General features: G+C 71.2%; 19 protein-coding genes and 1 tRNA gene. 7 read left to right on the forward strand and 13 right to left on the reverse strand.

Translation table 11 applies throughout. The features are described from left to right. Positions 1-7 precede the first annotated feature (7 nt). The 8 genes from ACSHV8_RS35000 to ACSHV8_RS35035 all read right to left on the reverse strand — a co-directional run bounded on the left by ACSHV8_RS35000 (position 8) and on the right by ACSHV8_RS35035 (position 8,410). Positions 8-205 carry a hypothetical protein gene (locus ACSHV8_RS35000; protein WP_436537056.1) on the reverse strand — a complete coding sequence of 66 codons (198 nt, stop codon included), beginning with the start codon at positions 203-205 and terminating at the stop codon, positions 8-10. A 143-nt stretch (positions 206-348) separates the two neighbouring features. Then, a complete protein-coding gene (locus ACSHV8_RS35005) occupies positions 349-1,827 on the reverse strand; it encodes an FAD-dependent monooxygenase (RefSeq protein ID WP_436522882.1) in 1,479 nt (492 codons plus the stop codon). An 18-nt stretch (positions 1,828-1,845) separates the two neighbouring features. Beyond that, on the reverse strand, positions 1,846-3,192 hold the full coding sequence (locus ACSHV8_RS35010) for a dipeptidase (RefSeq protein ID WP_436537058.1): 1,347 nt from the start codon (positions 3,190-3,192) through the stop codon (positions 1,846-1,848). 19 nt (positions 3,193-3,211) lie between these two features. Then, positions 3,212-4,291 carry a M48 family metallopeptidase gene (locus ACSHV8_RS35015; protein WP_436522884.1) on the reverse strand — a complete coding sequence of 360 codons (1,080 nt, stop codon included), beginning with the start codon at positions 4,289-4,291 and terminating at the stop codon, positions 3,212-3,214. 178 nt (positions 4,292-4,469) lie between these two features. Further along, complete coding sequence (locus ACSHV8_RS35020) at positions 4,470-5,996, reverse strand: cobyric acid synthase (RefSeq protein ID WP_436522886.1); 1,527 nt, start codon at positions 5,994-5,996, stop codon at positions 4,470-4,472. A 49-nt stretch (positions 5,997-6,045) separates the two neighbouring features. After that, positions 6,046-7,032, reverse strand: coding sequence for a cobalamin biosynthesis protein (locus ACSHV8_RS35025; RefSeq protein WP_436522888.1), 987 nt, complete (start codon positions 7,030-7,032; stop codon positions 6,046-6,048). Positions 7,033-7,037: 5 nt separating this feature from the next. Then, positions 7,038-7,496, reverse strand: coding sequence for a hypothetical protein (locus tag ACSHV8_RS35030; RefSeq protein WP_436537060.1), 459 nt, complete (start codon positions 7,494-7,496; stop codon positions 7,038-7,040). 317 nt (positions 7,497-7,813) lie between these two features. Then, positions 7,814-8,410: a single-stranded DNA-binding protein gene (locus tag ACSHV8_RS35035; protein ID WP_436537062.1), complete on the reverse strand. Its 597-nt coding sequence runs from the start codon at positions 8,408-8,410 to the stop codon at positions 7,814-7,816. Between the two features lie 222 nt (positions 8,411-8,632). Here ACSHV8_RS35035 and ACSHV8_RS35040 point away from each other — a divergent pair, with 222 nt between their 5' ends. From ACSHV8_RS35040 to ACSHV8_RS35055, 4 genes are all read left to right on the forward strand, one after another. After that, complete coding sequence (locus ACSHV8_RS35040) at positions 8,633-9,712, forward strand: alpha/beta hydrolase (protein ID WP_436522890.1); 1,080 nt, start codon at positions 8,633-8,635, stop codon at positions 9,710-9,712. 13 nt (positions 9,713-9,725) lie between these two features. After that, positions 9,726-9,801 (forward strand) — tRNA-Arg (locus tag ACSHV8_RS35045). A gap of 114 nt (positions 9,802-9,915) precedes the next feature. Further along, on the forward strand, positions 9,916-10,290 hold the full coding sequence (locus ACSHV8_RS35050; protein ID WP_436522892.1) for a type II toxin-antitoxin system RelE/ParE family toxin: 375 nt from the start codon (positions 9,916-9,918) through the stop codon (positions 10,288-10,290). A 20-nt stretch (positions 10,291-10,310) separates the two neighbouring features. Further along, a complete protein-coding gene (locus ACSHV8_RS35055; RefSeq protein WP_436522894.1) occupies positions 10,311-10,601 on the forward strand; it encodes a helix-turn-helix domain-containing protein in 291 nt (96 codons plus the stop codon). A gap of 74 nt (positions 10,602-10,675) precedes the next feature. Here ACSHV8_RS35055 and ACSHV8_RS35060 read toward each other — a convergent pair whose 3' ends face one another. Genes ACSHV8_RS35060 through ACSHV8_RS35080 form a run of 5 tightly spaced genes read right to left on the reverse strand, consistent with a single transcriptional unit; the run spans position 10,676 to position 14,753 of the window. Beyond that, a complete protein-coding gene (locus ACSHV8_RS35060; protein WP_436522896.1) occupies positions 10,676-11,869 on the reverse strand; it encodes an ABC transporter permease in 1,194 nt (397 codons plus the stop codon). Position 11,870: 1 nt separating this feature from the next. Beyond that, complete coding sequence (locus tag ACSHV8_RS35065) at positions 11,871-12,578, reverse strand: ABC transporter ATP-binding protein (protein WP_436522899.1); 708 nt, start codon at positions 12,576-12,578, stop codon at positions 11,871-11,873. After that, a complete protein-coding gene (locus tag ACSHV8_RS35070; RefSeq protein WP_436522901.1) occupies positions 12,575-13,633 on the reverse strand; it encodes an efflux RND transporter periplasmic adaptor subunit in 1,059 nt (352 codons plus the stop codon). The genes ACSHV8_RS35065 and ACSHV8_RS35070 overlap by 4 nt, the downstream gene beginning before the upstream one ends. Then, a complete protein-coding gene (locus ACSHV8_RS35075) occupies positions 13,630-14,193 on the reverse strand; it encodes a hypothetical protein (protein ID WP_436522903.1) in 564 nt (187 codons plus the stop codon). The genes ACSHV8_RS35070 and ACSHV8_RS35075 overlap by 4 nt, the downstream gene beginning before the upstream one ends. Continuing rightward, positions 14,190-14,753, reverse strand: a complete 564-nt coding sequence (locus ACSHV8_RS35080) for a hypothetical protein (protein WP_436522905.1) — start codon at positions 14,751-14,753, stop codon at positions 14,190-14,192. Before ACSHV8_RS35080 ends, ACSHV8_RS35075 begins: the two co-directional genes overlap by 4 nt. Before the next feature lie 125 nt (positions 14,754-14,878). Here ACSHV8_RS35080 and ACSHV8_RS35085 point away from each other — a divergent pair, with 125 nt between their 5' ends. The 3 genes from ACSHV8_RS35085 to ACSHV8_RS35095 are packed head-to-tail and all read left to right on the forward strand — an operon-like array spanning position 14,879 to position 17,296. Continuing rightward, positions 14,879-15,535 (forward strand): response regulator transcription factor, encoded by a 657-nt coding sequence (locus ACSHV8_RS35085; protein WP_436522907.1) that lies wholly within the window; start codon positions 14,879-14,881, stop codon positions 15,533-15,535. Then, positions 15,532-16,650, forward strand: a complete 1,119-nt coding sequence (locus tag ACSHV8_RS35090) for a sensor histidine kinase (protein WP_436522909.1) — start codon at positions 15,532-15,534, stop codon at positions 16,648-16,650. The genes ACSHV8_RS35085 and ACSHV8_RS35090 overlap by 4 nt, the downstream gene beginning before the upstream one ends. Before the next feature lie 10 nt (positions 16,651-16,660). Then, complete coding sequence (locus ACSHV8_RS35095; RefSeq protein WP_436522911.1) at positions 16,661-17,296, forward strand: dihydrofolate reductase family protein; 636 nt, start codon at positions 16,661-16,663, stop codon at positions 17,294-17,296. Positions 17,297-17,445: the final 149 nt, after the last annotated feature.

The raw sequence follows: 17,445 nt of genomic DNA on the forward strand, positions 1-17,445 counted from the left end.
TTCCGGGCTAGGCGGCCAGCTGCTCGTCGATGCGGAAGCCGCGGGCTCGGACCGAGTCGGCGACGCGGGAGAGTTCGGCGTCGAGCCCGCACAGCGCCTGGGAGAGCTCGTCGAGATGGTCGGTGAGGGTGGCGTCGTCCCACCCGGAGACGTCGACGTCCCCCAGGGCTCGGACCGCGGCGCGCAGCCGTGCGATCGACTCGATCCGATCGCGTGTCCGAAGCCGATCCACGGTGGCGCGCGGCCCGGTGGACTTCACCAGGGCCACCGAGCTGTGCTGATTACCCCCACCGGTAGGAGCTGCCGTTGTCGAACGCATGTTCGAATCCTAACAGGATTGATCGTCGATCACACGGCCATCGCGTGTCGGAACTTCACCTCCGCGTCGGCCGGTTCGGCGCGCGAGGCGACGAAGCCGTCGGGGCGGACGAGATAGAAGAAACCGGGCTTGAGGTACGTCGTGGGCGCGGCCGGGAAGATGTGCACGGGCAGGCCGAGGTCGGGGGCGTCGGGGCCCTCCAGCCCGCCGTATCCGTGGATCTGCCAGTCGGCGGCACGCAGCACGCTGAAGTTTCCGCCGGTCCAGGGCAGGCGGCGGCCGACGACGGGGTCGCGACGGCCGTCCGGTGTCCGCGCGTCCGGGCCGATCGGGTAGTGGATGCGCACCTGGGACACGTATTGGAAGAGCCGTGAGCCGCCGGACGATCGGGGCAGAATCCGGGTCGCGATCGGCGCGATCACCGGGATCAGGGCGGTCCGCAGTGCCCGGGTGGTCCGTTTGTCGGTGGTGATCGCCTGGAAGAGGCGGTCGGTGGTGGCGACCAGCGTCTTCGCGACCGGGCGGCGTTCCGCCTCGTAGCGGTCCAGCCAGGAGTCGCGGCGGCGGCCGCGCAGCACGTCGGCGAGTTTGAAGGCCAGGTTGTGCGCGTCCTGCAGGCCGGTGTTCATGCCCTGCGCGCCGACCGGCGAGTGCACGTGGCCGGCGTCCCCGGCCAGGAAGAACGGGCCGTCGCGGAACGCCGCGGCGACCCGGTGATGCACCCGGTACGTCGCGAACCAGCGTGCCTCCGCGTAGGTCACCGCGAAGATCTGCCGGAGCCGCGCCCGCACCTCCTCCTCGTCGATCATGCCGTCGCCGTCCTCGTCGCGGACCAGGCCGATCAGCCGCCAGTTGCCGCGGCCGGACATCGGGAAGGCCAGCAGGAACTCGCGCCCACCGGGCCGCACGTTGACCGCGTCGGTGACCAGGCCGGCCGTCGCGGTCGCGTCGAGCACGTAGAACCGGTGCGCGTTGGTGCTGCCTTCGAAGGCGATCCGGCGGGCCTTGCGGACGGCCGAGTTCGCCCCGTCGCAGCCGACGCAGAACCGGGCGCGGACGGTGTGATTGCCGACCTTGGCCTCGATGCCCTCCTCGACCTGCGTCATCGCCGTGATCGGGGTCTCCCAGGCCACGTCGCCGCCGAGCTTGCGCAGATTGTCGTAGAGGATCTCCTCGTTGCGGCTCTGTTCGAGAACCTCCAGGAAGGGGTACGGCGTGACGCCCTTCCCGAGCGGCCCGAGCGGAACCCGGCCGAACACCCGGGCCCCGCTCCCGGGTGACATCGCCTCGGCCCGCCGGGCCGCGTCCAGCACCTCGTCGCCGATGCCGAGCTGGTCGTAGATCTCCAGGCTGCGCGCCTGCACGACCAGTGCCCGGGACTCGCGGGTCGGACCGTCCTTGCCGTCCACCACGAGCACCTGCACCCCGAGCCGGGTCAGCCAGTTGGCGAGCATCAGCCCGGTCGGGCCGGCGCCCACCACGAGGACCTCACACGTCAGCTCGGTCATCAGCGACTCCGTCCTACTTCACTTCGTCAAGGTCTCCGCAACGTTCTTGAGCAGCAGCGCCTCGGCGAGACAGACCCGCTCGAACTCGCCCAGGTGCAGGCTCTCGTTCGGGCCATGAGCGGCCGAGTGTGGGTCTTCGACACCGGTGACCAGGATCGTCGCACCGGGGAACAGTTCCTGGAAGGTGGCGATGAACGGAATTGATCCACCGACGCCCATGTCCACCGGTTCGGCCCCGTCCCAGGCCGACCGGAAAGCGGCCCGGGCGGCGTCGAAACCGGGGCCGGTGGCGTCGATCACCGACGGGTCGCCGTCGCTCTCCAGCGTCACCTCGACGTGCGCGCCCCACGGTGCGTGCTTCTCCAGGTGGGCCTTGGCCGCCGCGTAGACCGACTTCGGATCGTCGCCGGGCGCGACCCGGATGCTGACCTTGGCCTTGGCCGTGGCCTGCAGGGCGTTGGCCGCCTCCAGGGTGCGCGGCGCGTCGATGCCGAGCACCGCGATCGACGGCTTGGTCCAGATCCGGTCGGTGATCGTGCCGCGGCCGATCAGCGAGACACCGTCGAGCATCCCGGCCTCGAAACGGAACCGGTCCTCCGGGTAGTCGACGCTGGCGCCCTCGCGGCCGACCAGGCCGTCGACCGCGACCTCACCGTCGTCGTCGTGCAGCGTGCCGAGCAGCCGCACCAGGGCGGTCAGCGCGTCCGGCACCGGGCCGCCGAACATGCCGCTGTGCACGGCACTCTTCAGCACCTTGACCTCGACGAACAGGTTGACCAGGCCACGCAGCGAGGTGGTCAGCGCGGGCTGGCCGATGTCCCAGTTACCGGAGTCGGCGATGACGATCACGTCCGAGCGCAGCTCGTCCAGGTGCGCCTGGATGATCGCGTCGAGGGAGTCCGACCCGTACTCCTCCTCGCCCTCGACGAAGACGACCACGCCGACCGGGAGCTGGTCACCGAAGGCGCGCAGCGCGGCCACGTGGGCCATCACCCCGGCCTTGTCGTCGGCGGCGCCCCGGCCGTAGAGCCGGCCGTCCCGCTCGACCGGCTCGAACGGGTCGCTCTCCCACAGCGCCGGGTCGCCGGTCGGCTGCACGTCGTGGTGCGCGTAGAGCAGCACCGTCGGGGCGCCGGGCGGGGCGGGCTTGCGGCCGATCACGGCGGGCTGGCCGCCGTGCCGCACGACCTGCGTGTCGAGGCCACAGCCCCGCAGCAGCTCGGCGACGGCCTCGGCGGAACGCTCCACGTGCGAATGGTCGAAACCCTCGAAAGCGATGCCCGGAATCCGCACCAGCCGTTCCAGGTCGGCGCGGACACCGGGCATCTCCCGCGCGATCGTGTCGCGCAGCTCGGATTCAGTCAGGCTCATCGCCCGATCGTAATCAGCTCGCTTCGCCGTCGCCGCCGTTGCTGTCCCCGCGCGCCCGGCGCCGGGCGTCACTGGCCCAGTTCATCGCCCGGCCCGCCGCCGCGCCGGCCATGTCGGTCGCGCCGTCGCCGACCTTGCGCAGCAGTCCGACCAGCGGATCCTGCGAATTGGCGAAATCTTCCTTGTACGACTTGGCGGCCGCCTTGGCGTCCTCGGAGAACGACGAGTCGCCGTCCGAGTCGCGGTGCGGGTAGTCGCCGCCGAGAATCGCCGCGTACGCCCCCGAGTCGACCCATTTGCGCAGCTCGGCCGCGCGGGCGACCGGGAACGGGTGGGTGCTCCACGCGGTCATCCCGATCTTGTGAATGCTGTCGCGGATGTCGCCGCCGCCCTCATACTCCGCGGCCTGCTCCAGGAACGCGGTGGTGTCGATCTGCGACAGGTCGCCGCCACCGGCCAGCTTCATCAGCAGCCGCAGCGAGGCGGCCGGATCCTGACCGGCGAGCAGCCCGGCCCGGTCGGCCGACAACTCGGCCTTGCGCCACCACTCCAGCATCCCGGCGATGATCGCCCGCAGCGCGATCGCGCCGACCGGGATCCAGCTGATGTTCGCCGCCCAGCTGGTCAGGATCATCATGATCGTCTTGTAGACGGCGTGGCCGCTGCGCACGTGGCCCAGCTCGTGCCCGAGCACGGCCCGCAGCTCGTCGTCGTCGAGCTTCTCCACCGCACCCGTGGTGATCACGATGAACGGCTTGTCCAGGCCGATCGCCGAACCGTTGATGATCGGCGACTGGGTCACGTACAGCTCGGGCAGGTCGGCGATGTCCAGCGTGCTGGCCGCCTCGGTGAAACGCTGGTAGACCCGCGGGTACTGCCGGTGATCGACGCGGATCGAGCCGGCCAGGTAGCTCAGCCGGAAACCACGCTCGTTCCACATCCCGAAGAACGTCTTCACCACGTCGTCGAAACCGCGCAGCTCACGCAGCGCCGAGAGCGCGCCCCGATCGGCCGGGTGCTCCCAGGCCCGCGAGCTGATCCCGGTCAGCGTGACGCGGCGGCGTACCGGCCGGTTCTCGTCATCGGTCGTCATGGATCCCACCCCGTCTTTTGGGTACGGCGGTCTTTGGGCACGGCTTCAAAGCCCCATTCGGTACGGCCTTCCGCCGCGCCTCCTGGATGCGGCATCAACCGGGCCTTCTGGGTGCGGCTTCAGCCGCGCCGGACCCAACGTACGCCCGGAGTGCAACGCTGTCGTCAGGGTCGGACCCCTACGGGGCACCCGGGGGGACGAACGACATTCCTGGTGGCGGGCCGTTTTCGACCAGTCGCCGGAGCGCGGCGGTGTCCAGATGCTCGGCGACCAGATCGCCCAGAACATCCAGGGCCCGCTCGCGGATCGTCGCGTACCGGGTGTCCGGCGCGACCGTGAACCCGTGCCGCCCGGCCCGCGCGGCGACCGCGGTCAGGAAACGGCGGCGGAACTCGTCCGACTCGAACGCGCCGTGCCAGTGCGTGCCGTAGACGTTCCCGGCCACGGCACCCTCCGGGCGGCCGTCGGCATAGTGCAGAAACGGCTCCGGGGTGCCCGAGGAGACGTACCCGTGATGAATCTCGTAGCCATGCACCGGCGCGCCCAGCGCGGCGCCCTCGCTGCGGGCCAGCGTCTTACGCGCGGCGAACGTGACACCGATCGGCAGCAGGCCCAGCCCCGGCACCACGCCGTGACCACTCTCCACCTCGTCGTCGATCGTCTCGCCCAGCATCTGGAAGCCGCCGCACACCCCGACCAGCGGTTTCCCGGCAGCGGCATGGGCGCGGACCGCGTCGGCCAGCCCGGTCTCGCGCAGCCAGGCCAGATCGCTGACAGTCGCCTTCGAACCGGGCAGCATCACCAGATCGGCGTCGGCCACATCACCCGGCTCCACGGTCAGATGCACCCGCACCCCCGGCTCGGCAGCCAGCGCCTCGGCATCGGTGGCGTTCGAGATCCGGGGCAGGCGGACCACCGCGACCCGCAGCCACTCCCGGCCGCGCGGCGGACCCGGGCGGCCGAGCGTCGTCCCGTACGCCAGCGAATCCTCGGCGTCCAACCAGATGTCCCGGTGAAACGGGAGCACCCCGAGCACCGGACGCCCGGTGACCGCGGTGATCATGTCGTTGCCCGGCTGCAGAAGCCCCAGATCGCCGCGGAACTTGTTGGTCACGAAACCGGCCACCAGCGCCTGATCCTCGGCCGAGAGCAACGCCAGCGTGCCGAAGAACGCCGCGAAGACCCCGCCCCGGTCGATGTCGCCGACGATGATCGCCGGCAGGCCGAACCGGCGGGCCAGACCCATGTTGACGAAATCGCCCTCACGCAGGTTGATCTCGGCCGGGCTGCCCGCGCCCTCACAGATCACCGCGTCGAAATCACGACGCAGATCGGCGAGCGTGTCCCAGGCGACCTCGGCCAGCTTCGGACGCAACTGGCGGTAGTTGCCGGCGGTGACCGTGTCGACGGCCTCACCGAGCAGGACGACCTGGCTGGTGCGGTCGCTGGACGGCTTCAGGAGGACCGGGTTGAAACGCAGGTCCGGGGGGAGGCCGCACGCCTCGGCCTGCATGGCCTGGGCGCGGCCGATCTCGCCGCCGCGGCCGTCCGAGGAGAGGACGACGGCTGAATTGTTGGACATGTTCTGGGCTTTGAACGGGGCGACCCGGACGCCCTCGCGGTGCAGCCAGCGGCAGATTCCGGCGGTGAGGATGCTCTTGCCGGCGTCCGATGTGGTGCCGGCCACGAGGAGGCCGCCGGTCATGGTCTGCGGCCCTTCGGGCCCCGCCCCCGCCCCCGCCGCCACCACCAGATCATCGCGATCCGCCCTTTCCGCGACCACGCAGCACCGCACCGACCCCGCCCCGCACCAGCGCACCCCCGGCCGCCAGCACCAGCGCAGCCGCCCCGACGGCCCCCGACACCCGCGCCGCCCGTTTCAGGTGCACGGCCGACGGCCGCGGCCCGTCCCCGAGGAACGGCCGCGTCTCACTACGTCCGAAATAGACGTTTCGTCCGCCCAGGCGCACGCCCAGCGCCCCGGCCATCGCCGCCTCGCACTGCCCCGAGTTGGGCGACGGATGATCCCCGCGATCACGTCGCCACACCCTGGCGGTCTCCCGCGGCGACCCCCCGGCCACAGGCGCCACCGCGATCGTCAGCACTCCGGTCAGCCGAGAAGGCGCCAGATTGAGTACGTCGTCAAGCCGCGCCGAAGCCGTCCCGAACCGCGCGTATCGCGCCGATCGGTGCCCGACCATGGCGTCGAGCGTGTTGGCCGCCCGGTAGCCGAGCAGCCCGGCCGGTCCGAGCAGCGCCCCCCAGAACAGCGGGGCGACGACCGCGTCGGACGTGTTCTCGGCCACCGATTCGACCGTCGCCCGGGCGAGCTCCGGTTCGTCGAGGGCCGACGGATCCCGCCCGCAGAGGTGGTTGAGCCGCCCGCGGGCCGCCTCCAGGTCGCCGGACCCCAGGTGGCGGGCCATCACCCTGGACTCCTTGCGGAGGGTGCGGCCGCCCAGCACGGTCCAGGTCGCGGCCGTGGTGAGCGCGAACCGGGCGACCGGCACCCGTCGGGTGGCCCGGCCGGCGGCCAGGCCGGCGATCACCGGCACGCCGACCGCCACCGCGGTGAACAGGACACCGGCCCGGCGCCGGGGCTGGTAGACCCGGCGTTCCAAGGCGGTGGCGGCCGTGCCGAAGCCGGCGACCGGGTGGAAGCGGCGCGGGTCGCCGATCGCGGCGTCGAGCAGGTATCCGGCGATCAGCCCGGCCGCGTCCGCGGTCCACCGGTTCAGCACGCGGCTCAGCGCCCGAACGGCGTGAGGTCGAACGCCCACACGGCCATCGCCGCCGGCTCGGCCTCCGGGTAGGGCACCGGTTCGAGCGCACCCCACTGAATGGATCCGGGGGCCCGGTCCACGAGAAACTCGACCACGATGGCGTGCAGGTCGTCGGTCACCTGGTACGGAACCGGGAACACCAGGTCGCTGGGCTTGCGGGTGCAGGCCGAGCAGCGCAGCTGGCCGGCCTCCGGGTCGTGCCAGACATAGAACGTCGCGGTCCCTCGGTGGCCGGAGGTCGCCACCTGTTCCCTCAGGACGACCGCGGTCTCCTCGAACGCGGTCACCACCTCGTCGGCCGACATGCTTATGCGCTCGTGCGGGGGCGCACCGAACCAATTGGTGTTGGCGTGCTCGGCGTCCTGATCCTCCGGCGAGAGCACCATCGTCTCGTCGGCCATGGCACGGATGTCCTTCAGCATCACCGCTTCAGTCTGCCGGTTGCCGTTGTCCTGAGACCAATCGGGCGGCTCGGCCTGGCGGCCGGGAGAAGCGGCCCGATCGGCCCATCCCGATCGAGGGAATCGGATTTCGTCGACAAACCTGGCACAGATTCACTCTTTCGTCCGACAGCGGTGGCCCGGCCGGCCGGGCACCACTGCGTCATGACGTCGGCCGCCGGGCTTTCCGGCACCGGCGGCCCGGCCTGGGACCCCGACAAGGCCGGGCCGCCGGGCGCCACCCGCCCCGCGGTTCCGCAGGGAAGAGCCCCGCGGGGCGGCGGCTACCCGGAAAGGTCTCAGGCGGCGACGGGCTCCCGCCGCGACCGGCGGGACCGGCGGGTCTCGGTGGTGGCCTCGGGCTCGGGCTCGGCCGGGGGCTCCTTGTCGTCCGGCTCCTCCGGCGTCTCGGTCAGCCCGGCCACGACCCGGAGGAAGTCCGGCTCCATCTCGCCCGGGACCGGCTCGGGCAGACCGTCGCCGAACCCGACCGGGCCGTCGGTGACCGGTTCGGCCGTCTCGCCGCCGATCATCGAGTCGGCCTCGGCGTCCTCGACCGTGCTGACGCCGGTCGGCCTGCTCCGGGCGAACCGGGCCCGCCCGCGGGCCAGGTCGTGGCCGATCGCGTGCGCCTCCATCTCGTAGGCGACGCGGTGGTTGCCCTCCTCGTCCTCCCAGTCGCGGGTGTAGACACGGCCGTACGCGACGACCGGGTCACCGACGCTGATCGAGGAGACGACGCCCTCGGCCAGCCGGCGCCAGGCGGAAACCCGGATCCGCAGGGTGTTGCCATCCACCCAGCAGCGGTTCTCCCGGTCGTACCGGCGGGCCGTGGACGCGATCCGGAAGTTGGCCACGAGCTGGTTGGACTGCGTGGTGCGGCGCCACTCCGGCATGGTGAGCACGTTGCCGATGATGGTGACGTTGGTGTCGAACACTGGTTTCTCCTTGTCGTCGGATCCGGCCGACGAGATGCCGGCGCGGCGGACGGCTCAGAGAATGGCCCGGGCGGCGGCCCGGCGCCGGTCGCCCTGTGGACAGGCCAGGAATGTGGACAACGGCCCGGACCGTGGTCGATCTGATATGGCACACCGCGTACCGCTGGGTAACCTGTCGGGGTGGAGACCGACGTCCTGGGCTGGCCGTACGAACGGCACACCATCGAGCTGGGCACCGACGACGAGGGCCCGGTCGTGGCGACCCTCGTCCGGCGGCGCGCGGAGAAGCCGACCCGCCGGGCGGTGCTGCACGTCCACGGTTTCGTGGACTACTTCTTCCAGACCCACATGGCCGACTTCTTCGTCGAGCGTGGCTGGGATTTCTACGCGTTGGACCTTCGGAAGTACGGGCGGAGCCTGCTCCCCCACCAGACGCCGAACTTCGCCCGCAGCCTCACCGACTACTACCCGGAGCTGGACGAGTCGGCCCGGATCATCCGCGAGCAGGACGGTCACGACCAGCTGCTGGTCACCGGGCACTCGACGGGCGGGTTGATCACGTCGCTGTGGGCGCATTCACGCCGCGGGCAGGGCATCGTCGACGGGCTGTTCCTGAACAGTCCGTTCTTCGACTTCAACCTGCCCTGGGCCGTACGCCGCCCGGCCCTCTCGGTCGTCGTCGCGTTGAGCAGCCGCGCGCCGTACCGGATCCTGCCCACCGCCGGCCTCGGCCTGTACGGGCAGAGCCTGCACCAGGACTATCACGGCGAATGGGCCTACGACCTGGCGTGGAAGCCGATCCTCGGTTTCCCGATCCGGTTCGGGTGGCTCGCGGCGATCCGCCGTGGCCAGCAGCGCCTCCAGGCCGGCCTCGGTATCGACGCGCCGGTGCTGGTCGCCTGCTCGGACCGGACCTACCGGGGCAAGGCCTGGGCTGACGACGTACACGTGACTGATTCTGTTCTTGATGTCGAGCACATCGTCCGGTGGGCGCCCGGGCTCGGCCCGCGGGTGTCGATCGCCCAGTTCAACGGCGGTAAGCACGACCTGACGCTCTCCGGCAAGGAGGTCCGCGCCGAGGTCTTCCGCGAGGTGGGCCGCTGGGTCGACGCGTACCTGCCGGCGCCCGGCACCCCGGAGATCGAGATCCCGCCCGCACCGGAGGACCAGGGCGCCCGCGCCGCGGCGCTGGAGGCGGCCGAGGAGGCCGTCGAGACCGCCGTCGAGGAGGCGGACGACAAGTCCGGCACGACCGCCTAGTATGTGCTGGCCAGCGCTCGTAGCTCAGCGGATAGAGCACCGGACTTCTAATCCGATGGTCGCAGGTTCGAATCCTGCCGGGCGCGCCACTCCTCTCCCACCAGGACTTCACCACTTGACGGAGTCCGACCCGGCGGCCGTATCACCCTCACCCCCGATATACCTTTCTCGCCGATATACCAAGAAAGGTATATCGTTACCGAGTGGCTGGTCGCTATGACGTCGAGCTCGAACCCGAAGTCCGGGACTGGCTCGAGACCCTTTCTCTCAAGGACTATGTGAAGGTCGAGGCGATGGCCGACATCCTTGCGGATCGAGCCGAGACACTCGGCGAACCATATTCGAGACACCTCGGCGGAAAGACTCGTGAGCTGCGATTCCGCCTTGAACGTTCCGCCGTCCGGCTCAGTTACTGGCTAGCGCCTGGGGCCCGGGTGGTGCTGTTGACCGTGTTCCGCAAGACACGCCAGATCGAGCGTGCCGAGGTCGCTCGCGCGATCGCCGCTCAGCAGGTGTGCGAAGCCGGGCATGACGCGCATGCTCCGGCGGCTGAGGTCTACGAACGGAAATGGCGCTGAGGAACTAGGGGGACTGGACGATGACGACACGTCACACTCGCTGGGAGCGCACCGGCGCTGACGAACACGCCGCCGCTTACGAGGAGGCCCGTGCGGCCCTTCTGCTCGGGCAGATGGTTCACGACCGGCGTACCGAACTCGGATTGACCCAGGCCGACCTGGCCGAGCGGGCCGGAATGACACAACCGCAGCTCTCCCGTCTGGAATCGGGTGGGGCCACGCCGACGGTGCCGTTGCTGGTGCGCCTGGCCGCGGCATTGGACGCGGAACTCGATATCGCCTTCCGGCCGCACGCCTCGACCGCCGCTTGACCGGGGTCGGATGAGCCGCCGGGCCGGCACCGGGTCCACCCACCCGATGCCGGCTGGTTCGGCGCCCTGATCGCTCAGGCTGTGGCGAGGGCTTCGGTCGGGGAGAGGCGGGCGGCCCGCAGGGCCGGGTAGAGGCCGGCGACCGCGCCGATCAGGAGGGTGGCGGCGAGGCCGCCGAGGATCACCCAGTTCGGGACTACGGTGGGCCAGGACCGGGAGGTGGCGTAGAGCGCGGTGACCGCGAGGCCGCCGAGTACCCCGCCGACGCCGCCCAGGGCGGAGAGCAGCAGGGATTCGGCGACGAACTGGGTGCGGATGTTGCCGCGGGTGGCGCCGAGGGAGCGTCGGAGCCCGATTTCGGCTCGGCGTTCCAGGACCGAGATGACCATGGTGTTGGCGACGCCGATGCCGCCGACCAGCAGCGCGACGGCGCCGAGGCCGAGGAGCAGGGCGTTGTACGCCGTGGTGGCGGCTCGTTTCGGGGCGAGCGCCTCGGACGGTTTGGAGACTTTGACCTGGTCGGGGTTTTCCGGGTTGGCGGTGGCGGCCAGGACGGCCCGGACGTTTTCGACCTGGGATTCGATCGAGCGGGTGTAGACGGTGGTGGCGTGCCCGTCGAAGGCCAGGTATGTCTGGGCGGCCTTCCATCCGATCAGGACGGCGTTGTCGAGTTCGGGTGCGAGCGGCACCCGGTCGAGGACGCCGACGACCCGGTACCAGCGGCCGCCGATGTAGACGGACGGTACGTCGCCGAGCCGGCGAGCCGCGTCGGCGCCGAGGACGACCGCCGGGTATGCGGCGGTGGCCGCGTTCAGCCAGGTGCCGTGGGCGACGGTGGCGCCGACGGTCGTGAGCAGGTCGAGTTGGGCGGCTTGCAGGGACAGTCCGCCGGTCTCCCCGGCCGGGATCTTGTCGGAGCGGTAGACCGGGGTGTCGGAGATCGTGCCGACCGCGGTGGCGTCGGTGACCGGCCCGATCCGTTTGATCATCGGGAGGGCCTCGTCGGGCAGGGTCGCCGCGTCGCCGAACATGGTGTTGCCGGGTGAGACGGTGAGCATGTTGGTGCCGAGGGCGGCCAGGGCCCGGTCGAGGGCGGCCTGGCTGGAGGTGCCGATGCCGACCACGGAGACCATCGCGGCGATGCCGATCGCGATGCCCAGGGCGGAGAGCACGGCCCGCAGGGGCCGGGCGCGCAGGCCGGAGCCACCGAGGCGGAACAGGTCGGAGGAGCTGAGCCGGGCCGGGCGCAGGGACCGGGATCGGGGCATCTCACACCACCTGCCCGTCCCGCATCGGTACCTGGCGCGGCAGTGATGCGGCGATCTCGTGATCGTGGGTGATCACCAGCACGGTGGTGCCGGCCGCGTTCAGTTCGCGCAGCAGGTCGACGACGCCGGCGCCGGCGACCGAGTCCAGGTTTCCGGTGGGTTCGTCGGCCAGCAGGACTGCAGGGTCGCCGGCGACGGCTCGCGCGACCGCGACGCGCTGCCGTTCTCCTCCGGAGAGCTGGTGCGGGCGATGCCCGAGGCGATCTTCGAGGCCGACCCGGATCAGCGCGGCCCGGGCGAGCCGCTCACGCTCTTTTTTCGGTACGCCGGAGTAGAGCAGCCCGTCGGCGACGTTGGCGACCGCCGAGCGGCCGGGTGCCAGGTGGAACTGCTGGAAGACGAAGCCGATGGAGCGGGCCCGCAGGGCCGAGAGCTGCCGGTCGGTGAGGGCCGCGACGTCGTGCCCGTCGATGCGGATGGTGCCCGCGGTCGGCCGGTCCAGGGTGCCGATCATGTGCAGCATCGTCGACTTGCCGGAGCCGGACGGTCCGACGATGGCGATCAGTTCGCCGGCGAGCACGGTCAGGTCCACGTCGCGCAGCGCGGTGACCCCGCCCGGGTAGGTTTTGGTCACCCGGTTCAGTTCGATGACCGGGCCGGTGGCGGGCGCGGTCCGGGCCGGCTCGCTCAGTTCGATGACCGAGGTCATGCCGGGACACCCACCTTCGTACCCTCGGCGATGCCGTTGCCGGAGACCTCGACGCGCCCGTCGGCGAACAGGCCGGTCTCGACCGCCACGATGCTGGTGGTGTTCCCGTCGACGACCTGCAGGCCGTAGCCGCCCTCGGCGAGGGCGAGCAGTGCGTTGACCGGGACGGTCAGCACGTTCTCCCGCTGGGAGGCGACGAAGAGCACCGAGACCGAGGCCGCGTTCAGGCCGGCCGGTGCCTTGGCGAACCCGACCGTCACGTTGATCTTCGTCTCGTCCTGTCCGTTCGGTTCGTCGGACTGTTCGACGGTGGTCTCCACGTCGGCGATCCGGGCGGCGACGGTCGAGCCGTCCGGGAGGGTGACGTCGACCTTCGCGCCCTTCTTGGCCAGGCGCTGGTCGGCGACGTCGAGCTTGACGGTGGCGACCCGGCCGGTGCCGCTGGTCTGGAGGATCTCGGTGCCGGGCTGGGCGACCGCGCCGGGTTCGGCGGTGCGCGAGTCGATCCGTACGGCGGAAGGCTTGAAAACGACGCGTCCCAGATCGACCGTGCCGGTCTCGTCCAGCCCGAGATCCTCCTGCCAGTCCTCGACCGCGTCGGCGGTGGCCGCGGTGTAGGTGCTGTCGACGGTGAAGCCGCGGTAGCCGAGCGCCCACAGGTTCTGTTCGAGCTGCTTGACGTCGGTGCCCTTGTCCCCGCTGCTCAGGCTGCGGTAGGCGGGCAGCGTGCCGTACATCAGGACCACGGGCGTGCTGTCCACCTTGTACAGCGGTCGGCCTCGGCCGACGGTGGCGCCGGTGGCCGGCATCCAGGTGACGGTGCCGCTCAGCCGCGTGGCCAGGGCGCTCGTGTCGCCGTACCCCAAGCTTCCGTCGTGGCTCTCCTTGTCGACCAGGGTCGCCTTGGTGACGTCGGCGGTCGACGCCGGGAGATCACTGGCGCCGGCCTGTGCCGGTTCCTCAGCCTTCGGCAGACCCCCCAGCAGTACGTACATGGTCACGCCGGCCGCCACCAATGCCCCGGCGACCGCGGCGGTCGTCCACTTCCGGCTCATGCCCCGTCTCCGTCGGTTCCGGTGTTCTTGTGGGATCCGCCGGGTCCCGCCGGCATGTACTTCTCGCACTTCTGCTGTGCGGCCTTGAACGTCGGCGACTCCGGGTCGATGCCGAGGCCGGAGCCGAGTTCGATGCTTCCGTCGGCTTTCGGGTCGGGGAAGTTCGGGAGCCCGTTCTCGCGCATGCACTTGGCCATCTCGCGTTCCTTCGCGAGGTCCTCGGCGCTCGGTTTCGGGGCGTTGTCCCCGTTCGGCGCCCACTTGCGGCAGGCCTGCTGCGCCTTGTCGAAGTCTTCCTTCTTGACGCTGTCCGGGACGTGGACGGTCATTTTTCCGCCGCTCGGATCGGGGAACCAGGTCATGCCCTGCTCCCGCATGCATTTCGAGAACTTCAGCGGCGCGTCCGGGTCGGCACCCGTGGCTGCCGACGCGCTCGGATTCGCCGAGGCCGGCCCGCTCCGCGCGGTCGCCACGGCCGGGTCGCCCGCGGCCGGTTTGCCGCAGCCGGTCATCGTGGCGGCGAGCGTCAGGCCCGCCACCAGGATCGTCGTCTTCCTCATGCGCCCGCCTCCTTCGGCGTGGACTGTTCGTGTCTCGTTCCGGGCGGCTGGTACTGCGCGCAGGCCTTCTCGGCGTTGTCGAAGGTCGGATCGCCGGGGCCGGTGCCGAGCTTGTCGGCGTCGATGGAGATCCCGCCGTTCGGATCCGGGTCGGGGAAGCCGGGCACCCCGTTCGCCCGCATGCACTTGGCCATCTGCCGGGAACGTTCGATCTCCTCGGCGCTGGGCTTGTCCTCTTTGTCCCCGGCGGGCAGGTACTGCTTGCAGGCCGCCTCGGCCGCCTTGATGCTGCTGTCGGGCACGCCGGGCGGGTTCTGGACGACCAGGCCGCCGTCCGCGCCCGGGTCCGGGAACCAGTCCAGACCGTTGGCCCGCATGCACTTCGAGTACTTCAGCATCGCGTCCGGGTCGGGCCCGGACCGGCCCGAAGCGCTGCTGGACGGCTTCGGGCCGGCGCTCTGCGCGGTGGCCACCGCCGGGTCGCCCGTGGCCGGTTTCGCGCAGCTCGCCGACATCGCCGCGAGCAGTACGCCGAGCGTCAGGACCGCTCTGGTCCTCATCGTCGTCTCCTTCGCCGGCAGCCCGGCGGGCCGCCACGCACCGAAGTAGAGCGATGCGCGGGTTTCCCGGGCGTCAAGGAAAACGGTGACACCGAGTTGACACCGGTCCGGGCCACTATGGAGGCATGCGGATCCTGGTGGTCGAGGACGAACCGCTGCTGGCCGACGCGGTGGCGCAGGGCCTGCGGCACGAGGCGCACGCGGTGGACGTCGTCTACGACGGTGGTTCCGCCCTGGAACGCATCGATGTGAACGACTACGACGTGGTCGTGCTGGACCGGGACGTGCCGGTGGTGCACGGCGACAAGGTGTGCCAGGTGCTGGCCGAGCGCAACGCCGGCATCCGGGTGCTGATGTTGACCGCGGCGGCCGGGATCGACGACCGGGTTGCCGGCCTGGCCCTGGGCGCCGACGACTACCTGCCCAAGCCGTTCGCTTTCCGGGAATTGTCGGCGCGGGTCGCGGCGCTCGGGCGGCGGGCCCGCCCGGCCGCGCCGCCGGTGCTGCGCCGGGCCGGGATCAGCCTGGATCCGTACCGGCGCGAGGTCCACCGCGACGGGCGCTACGTTCCGCTCTCCCGCAAGGAGTTCGCCGTGCTGGCCGAGCTGCTGCGGGCCGACGGCACCGCCGTGTCGGCCGAGACGCTGCTGGAGAAGGCGTGGGACGAGAACGCCGACCCGTTCACCCACGCCGTCCGGATGACCATCCTCAAGCTGCGCCGCAAACTGGGCGGTCCGCCGGTGGTGCTGACCGAGCCCGGAGTGGGGTATCGGATCCGATGAATCTCGACCTGACCGTGCGGGCCCGCCTGTCCCTCGTCTACGGCGGCCTGTTCGTGCTGGCCGGGCTGGTCATGCTCGGCGCGACGTACGTGCTGGTCCAGCGGGACGGGATGACCGCCGGCAGCATGCAGAAGGCCAGCGAGGCGGTGATCGGGCCGGACGGGCAGCCGGCCATCAACACGATCATCCGGGACACCCGGGCCGACACCATGCACGCGCTGCTCACCCAGGGCCTGATCGCCCTGGTCGTGGTCAGCGTCGCGACCATCGCCCTGGGCTGGCTGATCACCGGGCGCATGCTGCAGCCGCTGCACCAGATCACCGCGACCGCGCGGCGGATCGCCGAGGCGCCGGCCGCCGACCGCGGCCTGCACGAACGGATCGGCATGAAAGGCCCCGACGACGAGGTGAAACAGCTCGCCGACACGTTCGACCTGATGCTGGCCCGGCTCGACCACTCCTTCGACGGGCAGCGCCGGTTCATCGCCAGCGCGTCGCACGAGCTCCGCACGCCGCTGACCCTCAACCGCACCCTGCTCGAAGTGGCTCTCACCCCGGAAACAGCCTCCCCTGAGGTACGGCAGTTGGGGACCACCCTGCTGGCGATCAACGATCGGCACAGCCGGCTCATCGACGGGCTGCTCCTGCTGGCCCGATCCGACCGGGAGGTCACCGAGAGGTCGTACGTCGACCTGGCCGACATCGTCGACCACGTGGCCGTGTCGGACACCGTCAAGGTCGTCGCCGAGCCGTTCGAGGCGGCCGTGCTCGGCGACCCGGTGCTGCTCGAACGCCTGGTGCAGAACCTGGTGGAGAACGGGGTGCGGCACAACGTCCCGGCCGACGGCTGGGTCAAGGTGACCACGCTGACCCGGGCGGACGGCTGGGTGGAGTTGCGCGTCGCCAACTCCGGGCCGGTCATCCCGAGGTATGAGGTGCCCGGCCTGTTCGAGCCGTTCCACCGCTACCGCAGCGAGCGGCTCGTCTCCCCCGGCGCCGGGCTGGGCCTGTCCATCGTCCGGGCGGTAGCCCGCGCCCACGGCGGTGAGGTCCGCGCCGACGCCCGTGAGGACGGCGGGCTCGACGTGGCCGTGCTGCTGCCCCGCGCCCCTTAAGGTCGGTGGCATGGCGAAACTGCGGGTACACAACATCTCGATGTCGCTCGACGGGTACACGGCCGGCCCCGATCAGGACGAGCAGAATCCGCTCGGGGTCGGCGCCGAGCCGCTGCACAACTGGTTCTGGCAGACCCGGACCGGCCGGGCCATGTTCGGGCAGACCGGCGGCACGGAAGGTGTCGACGACGGTTTCATCCGCGCCGGCGACGACAACATCGGCGCGACGGTCATGGGCCGCAACATGTTCGGCCCGGTCCGCGGCGGCTGGGGCGACGAGTCCTGGACCGGCTGGTGGGGCGACGAGCCGCCCTACCACCACGAGGTCTTCGTCCTCACCCACCATCCCCGCGCCGACCTGGTCCTCAAGGGCACCACCTTCCACTTCGTCACCGACGGGCCGGAATCCGCCCTGGCCCAGGCCGTCGCCGCCGCCGACGGCAAGGACGTCCGCCTGGGTGGCGGGGCCGCCACGGTCCGCGCCTACCTGAAGGCGGGCCTGGTCGACGAGATGCACGTGGCCCTCGTCCCGGTCCTGCTCGGCACCGGCGAACGCCTCCTCGACGCCGACGCCGCCACGTCCTACCGGATCACCGCCCGCACCCCCGGCGAGGAGGTCACCCACTTCCAGTTCACCTGCGCCTGACCCAGCCACCCACCACCCGCAAGCCCGCCGCCCCGACCCGCCACCCGCAAGCCCGCCGCCCCGACCCGCCACCCGCAAGCCCGCCGCCCCGGCCCGCCACCCGCAAGCCCGCCGCCTGCAAGCCTGCGGCCCGAGCACGAGTCGCCCGC

It is taken from the genome of Actinoplanes sp. HUAS TT8, from assembly GCF_051380535.1.
Taxonomy (GTDB): Bacteria; Actinomycetota; Actinomycetes; order Mycobacteriales; family Micromonosporaceae; genus Actinoplanes.

Bases quoted from the DNA above. Each gene is read 5' to 3' on its own strand.
- ACSHV8_RS35080 (WP_436522905.1), bottom strand. From the start codon at position 14,753: ATGAGGACCAGAGCGGTCCTGACGCTCGGCGTACTGCTCGCGGCGATG.
- ACSHV8_RS35090 (WP_436522909.1), top strand. From the start codon at position 15,532: ATGAATCTCGACCTGACCGTGCGGGCCCGCCTGTCCCTCGTCTACGGC.
- ACSHV8_RS35075 (WP_436522903.1), bottom strand. From the start codon at position 14,193: ATGAGGAAGACGACGATCCTGGTGGCGGGCCTGACGCTCGCCGCCACG.
- ACSHV8_RS35030 (WP_436537060.1), bottom strand. From the start codon at position 7,496: ATGCTGAAGGACATCCGTGCCATGGCCGACGAGACGATGGTGCTCTCG.
- ACSHV8_RS35095 (WP_436522911.1), top strand. From the start codon at position 16,661: ATGGCGAAACTGCGGGTACACAACATCTCGATGTCGCTCGACGGGTAC.
- ACSHV8_RS35065 (WP_436522899.1), bottom strand. From the start codon at position 12,578: ATGACCTCGGTCATCGAACTGAGCGAGCCGGCCCGGACCGCGCCCGCC.
- ACSHV8_RS35035 (WP_436537062.1), bottom strand. From the start codon at position 8,410: ATGCCGGAGTGGCGCCGCACCACGCAGTCCAACCAGCTCGTGGCCAAC.
- ACSHV8_RS35020 (WP_436522886.1), bottom strand. From the start codon at position 5,996: ATGACCGGCGGCCTCCTCGTGGCCGGCACCACATCGGACGCCGGCAAG.
- ACSHV8_RS35085 (WP_436522907.1), top strand. From the start codon at position 14,879: ATGCGGATCCTGGTGGTCGAGGACGAACCGCTGCTGGCCGACGCGGTG.
- ACSHV8_RS35055 (WP_436522894.1), top strand. From the start codon at position 10,311: ATGACGACACGTCACACTCGCTGGGAGCGCACCGGCGCTGACGAACAC.
- ACSHV8_RS35070 (WP_436522901.1), bottom strand. From the start codon at position 13,633: ATGAGCCGGAAGTGGACGACCGCCGCGGTCGCCGGGGCATTGGTGGCG.
- ACSHV8_RS35060 (WP_436522896.1), bottom strand. From the start codon at position 11,869: ATGCCCCGATCCCGGTCCCTGCGCCCGGCCCGGCTCAGCTCCTCCGAC.
- ACSHV8_RS35015 (WP_436522884.1), bottom strand. From the start codon at position 4,291: ATGACGACCGATGACGAGAACCGGCCGGTACGCCGCCGCGTCACGCTG.
- ACSHV8_RS35005 (WP_436522882.1), bottom strand. From the start codon at position 1,827: ATGACCGAGCTGACGTGTGAGGTCCTCGTGGTGGGCGCCGGCCCGACC.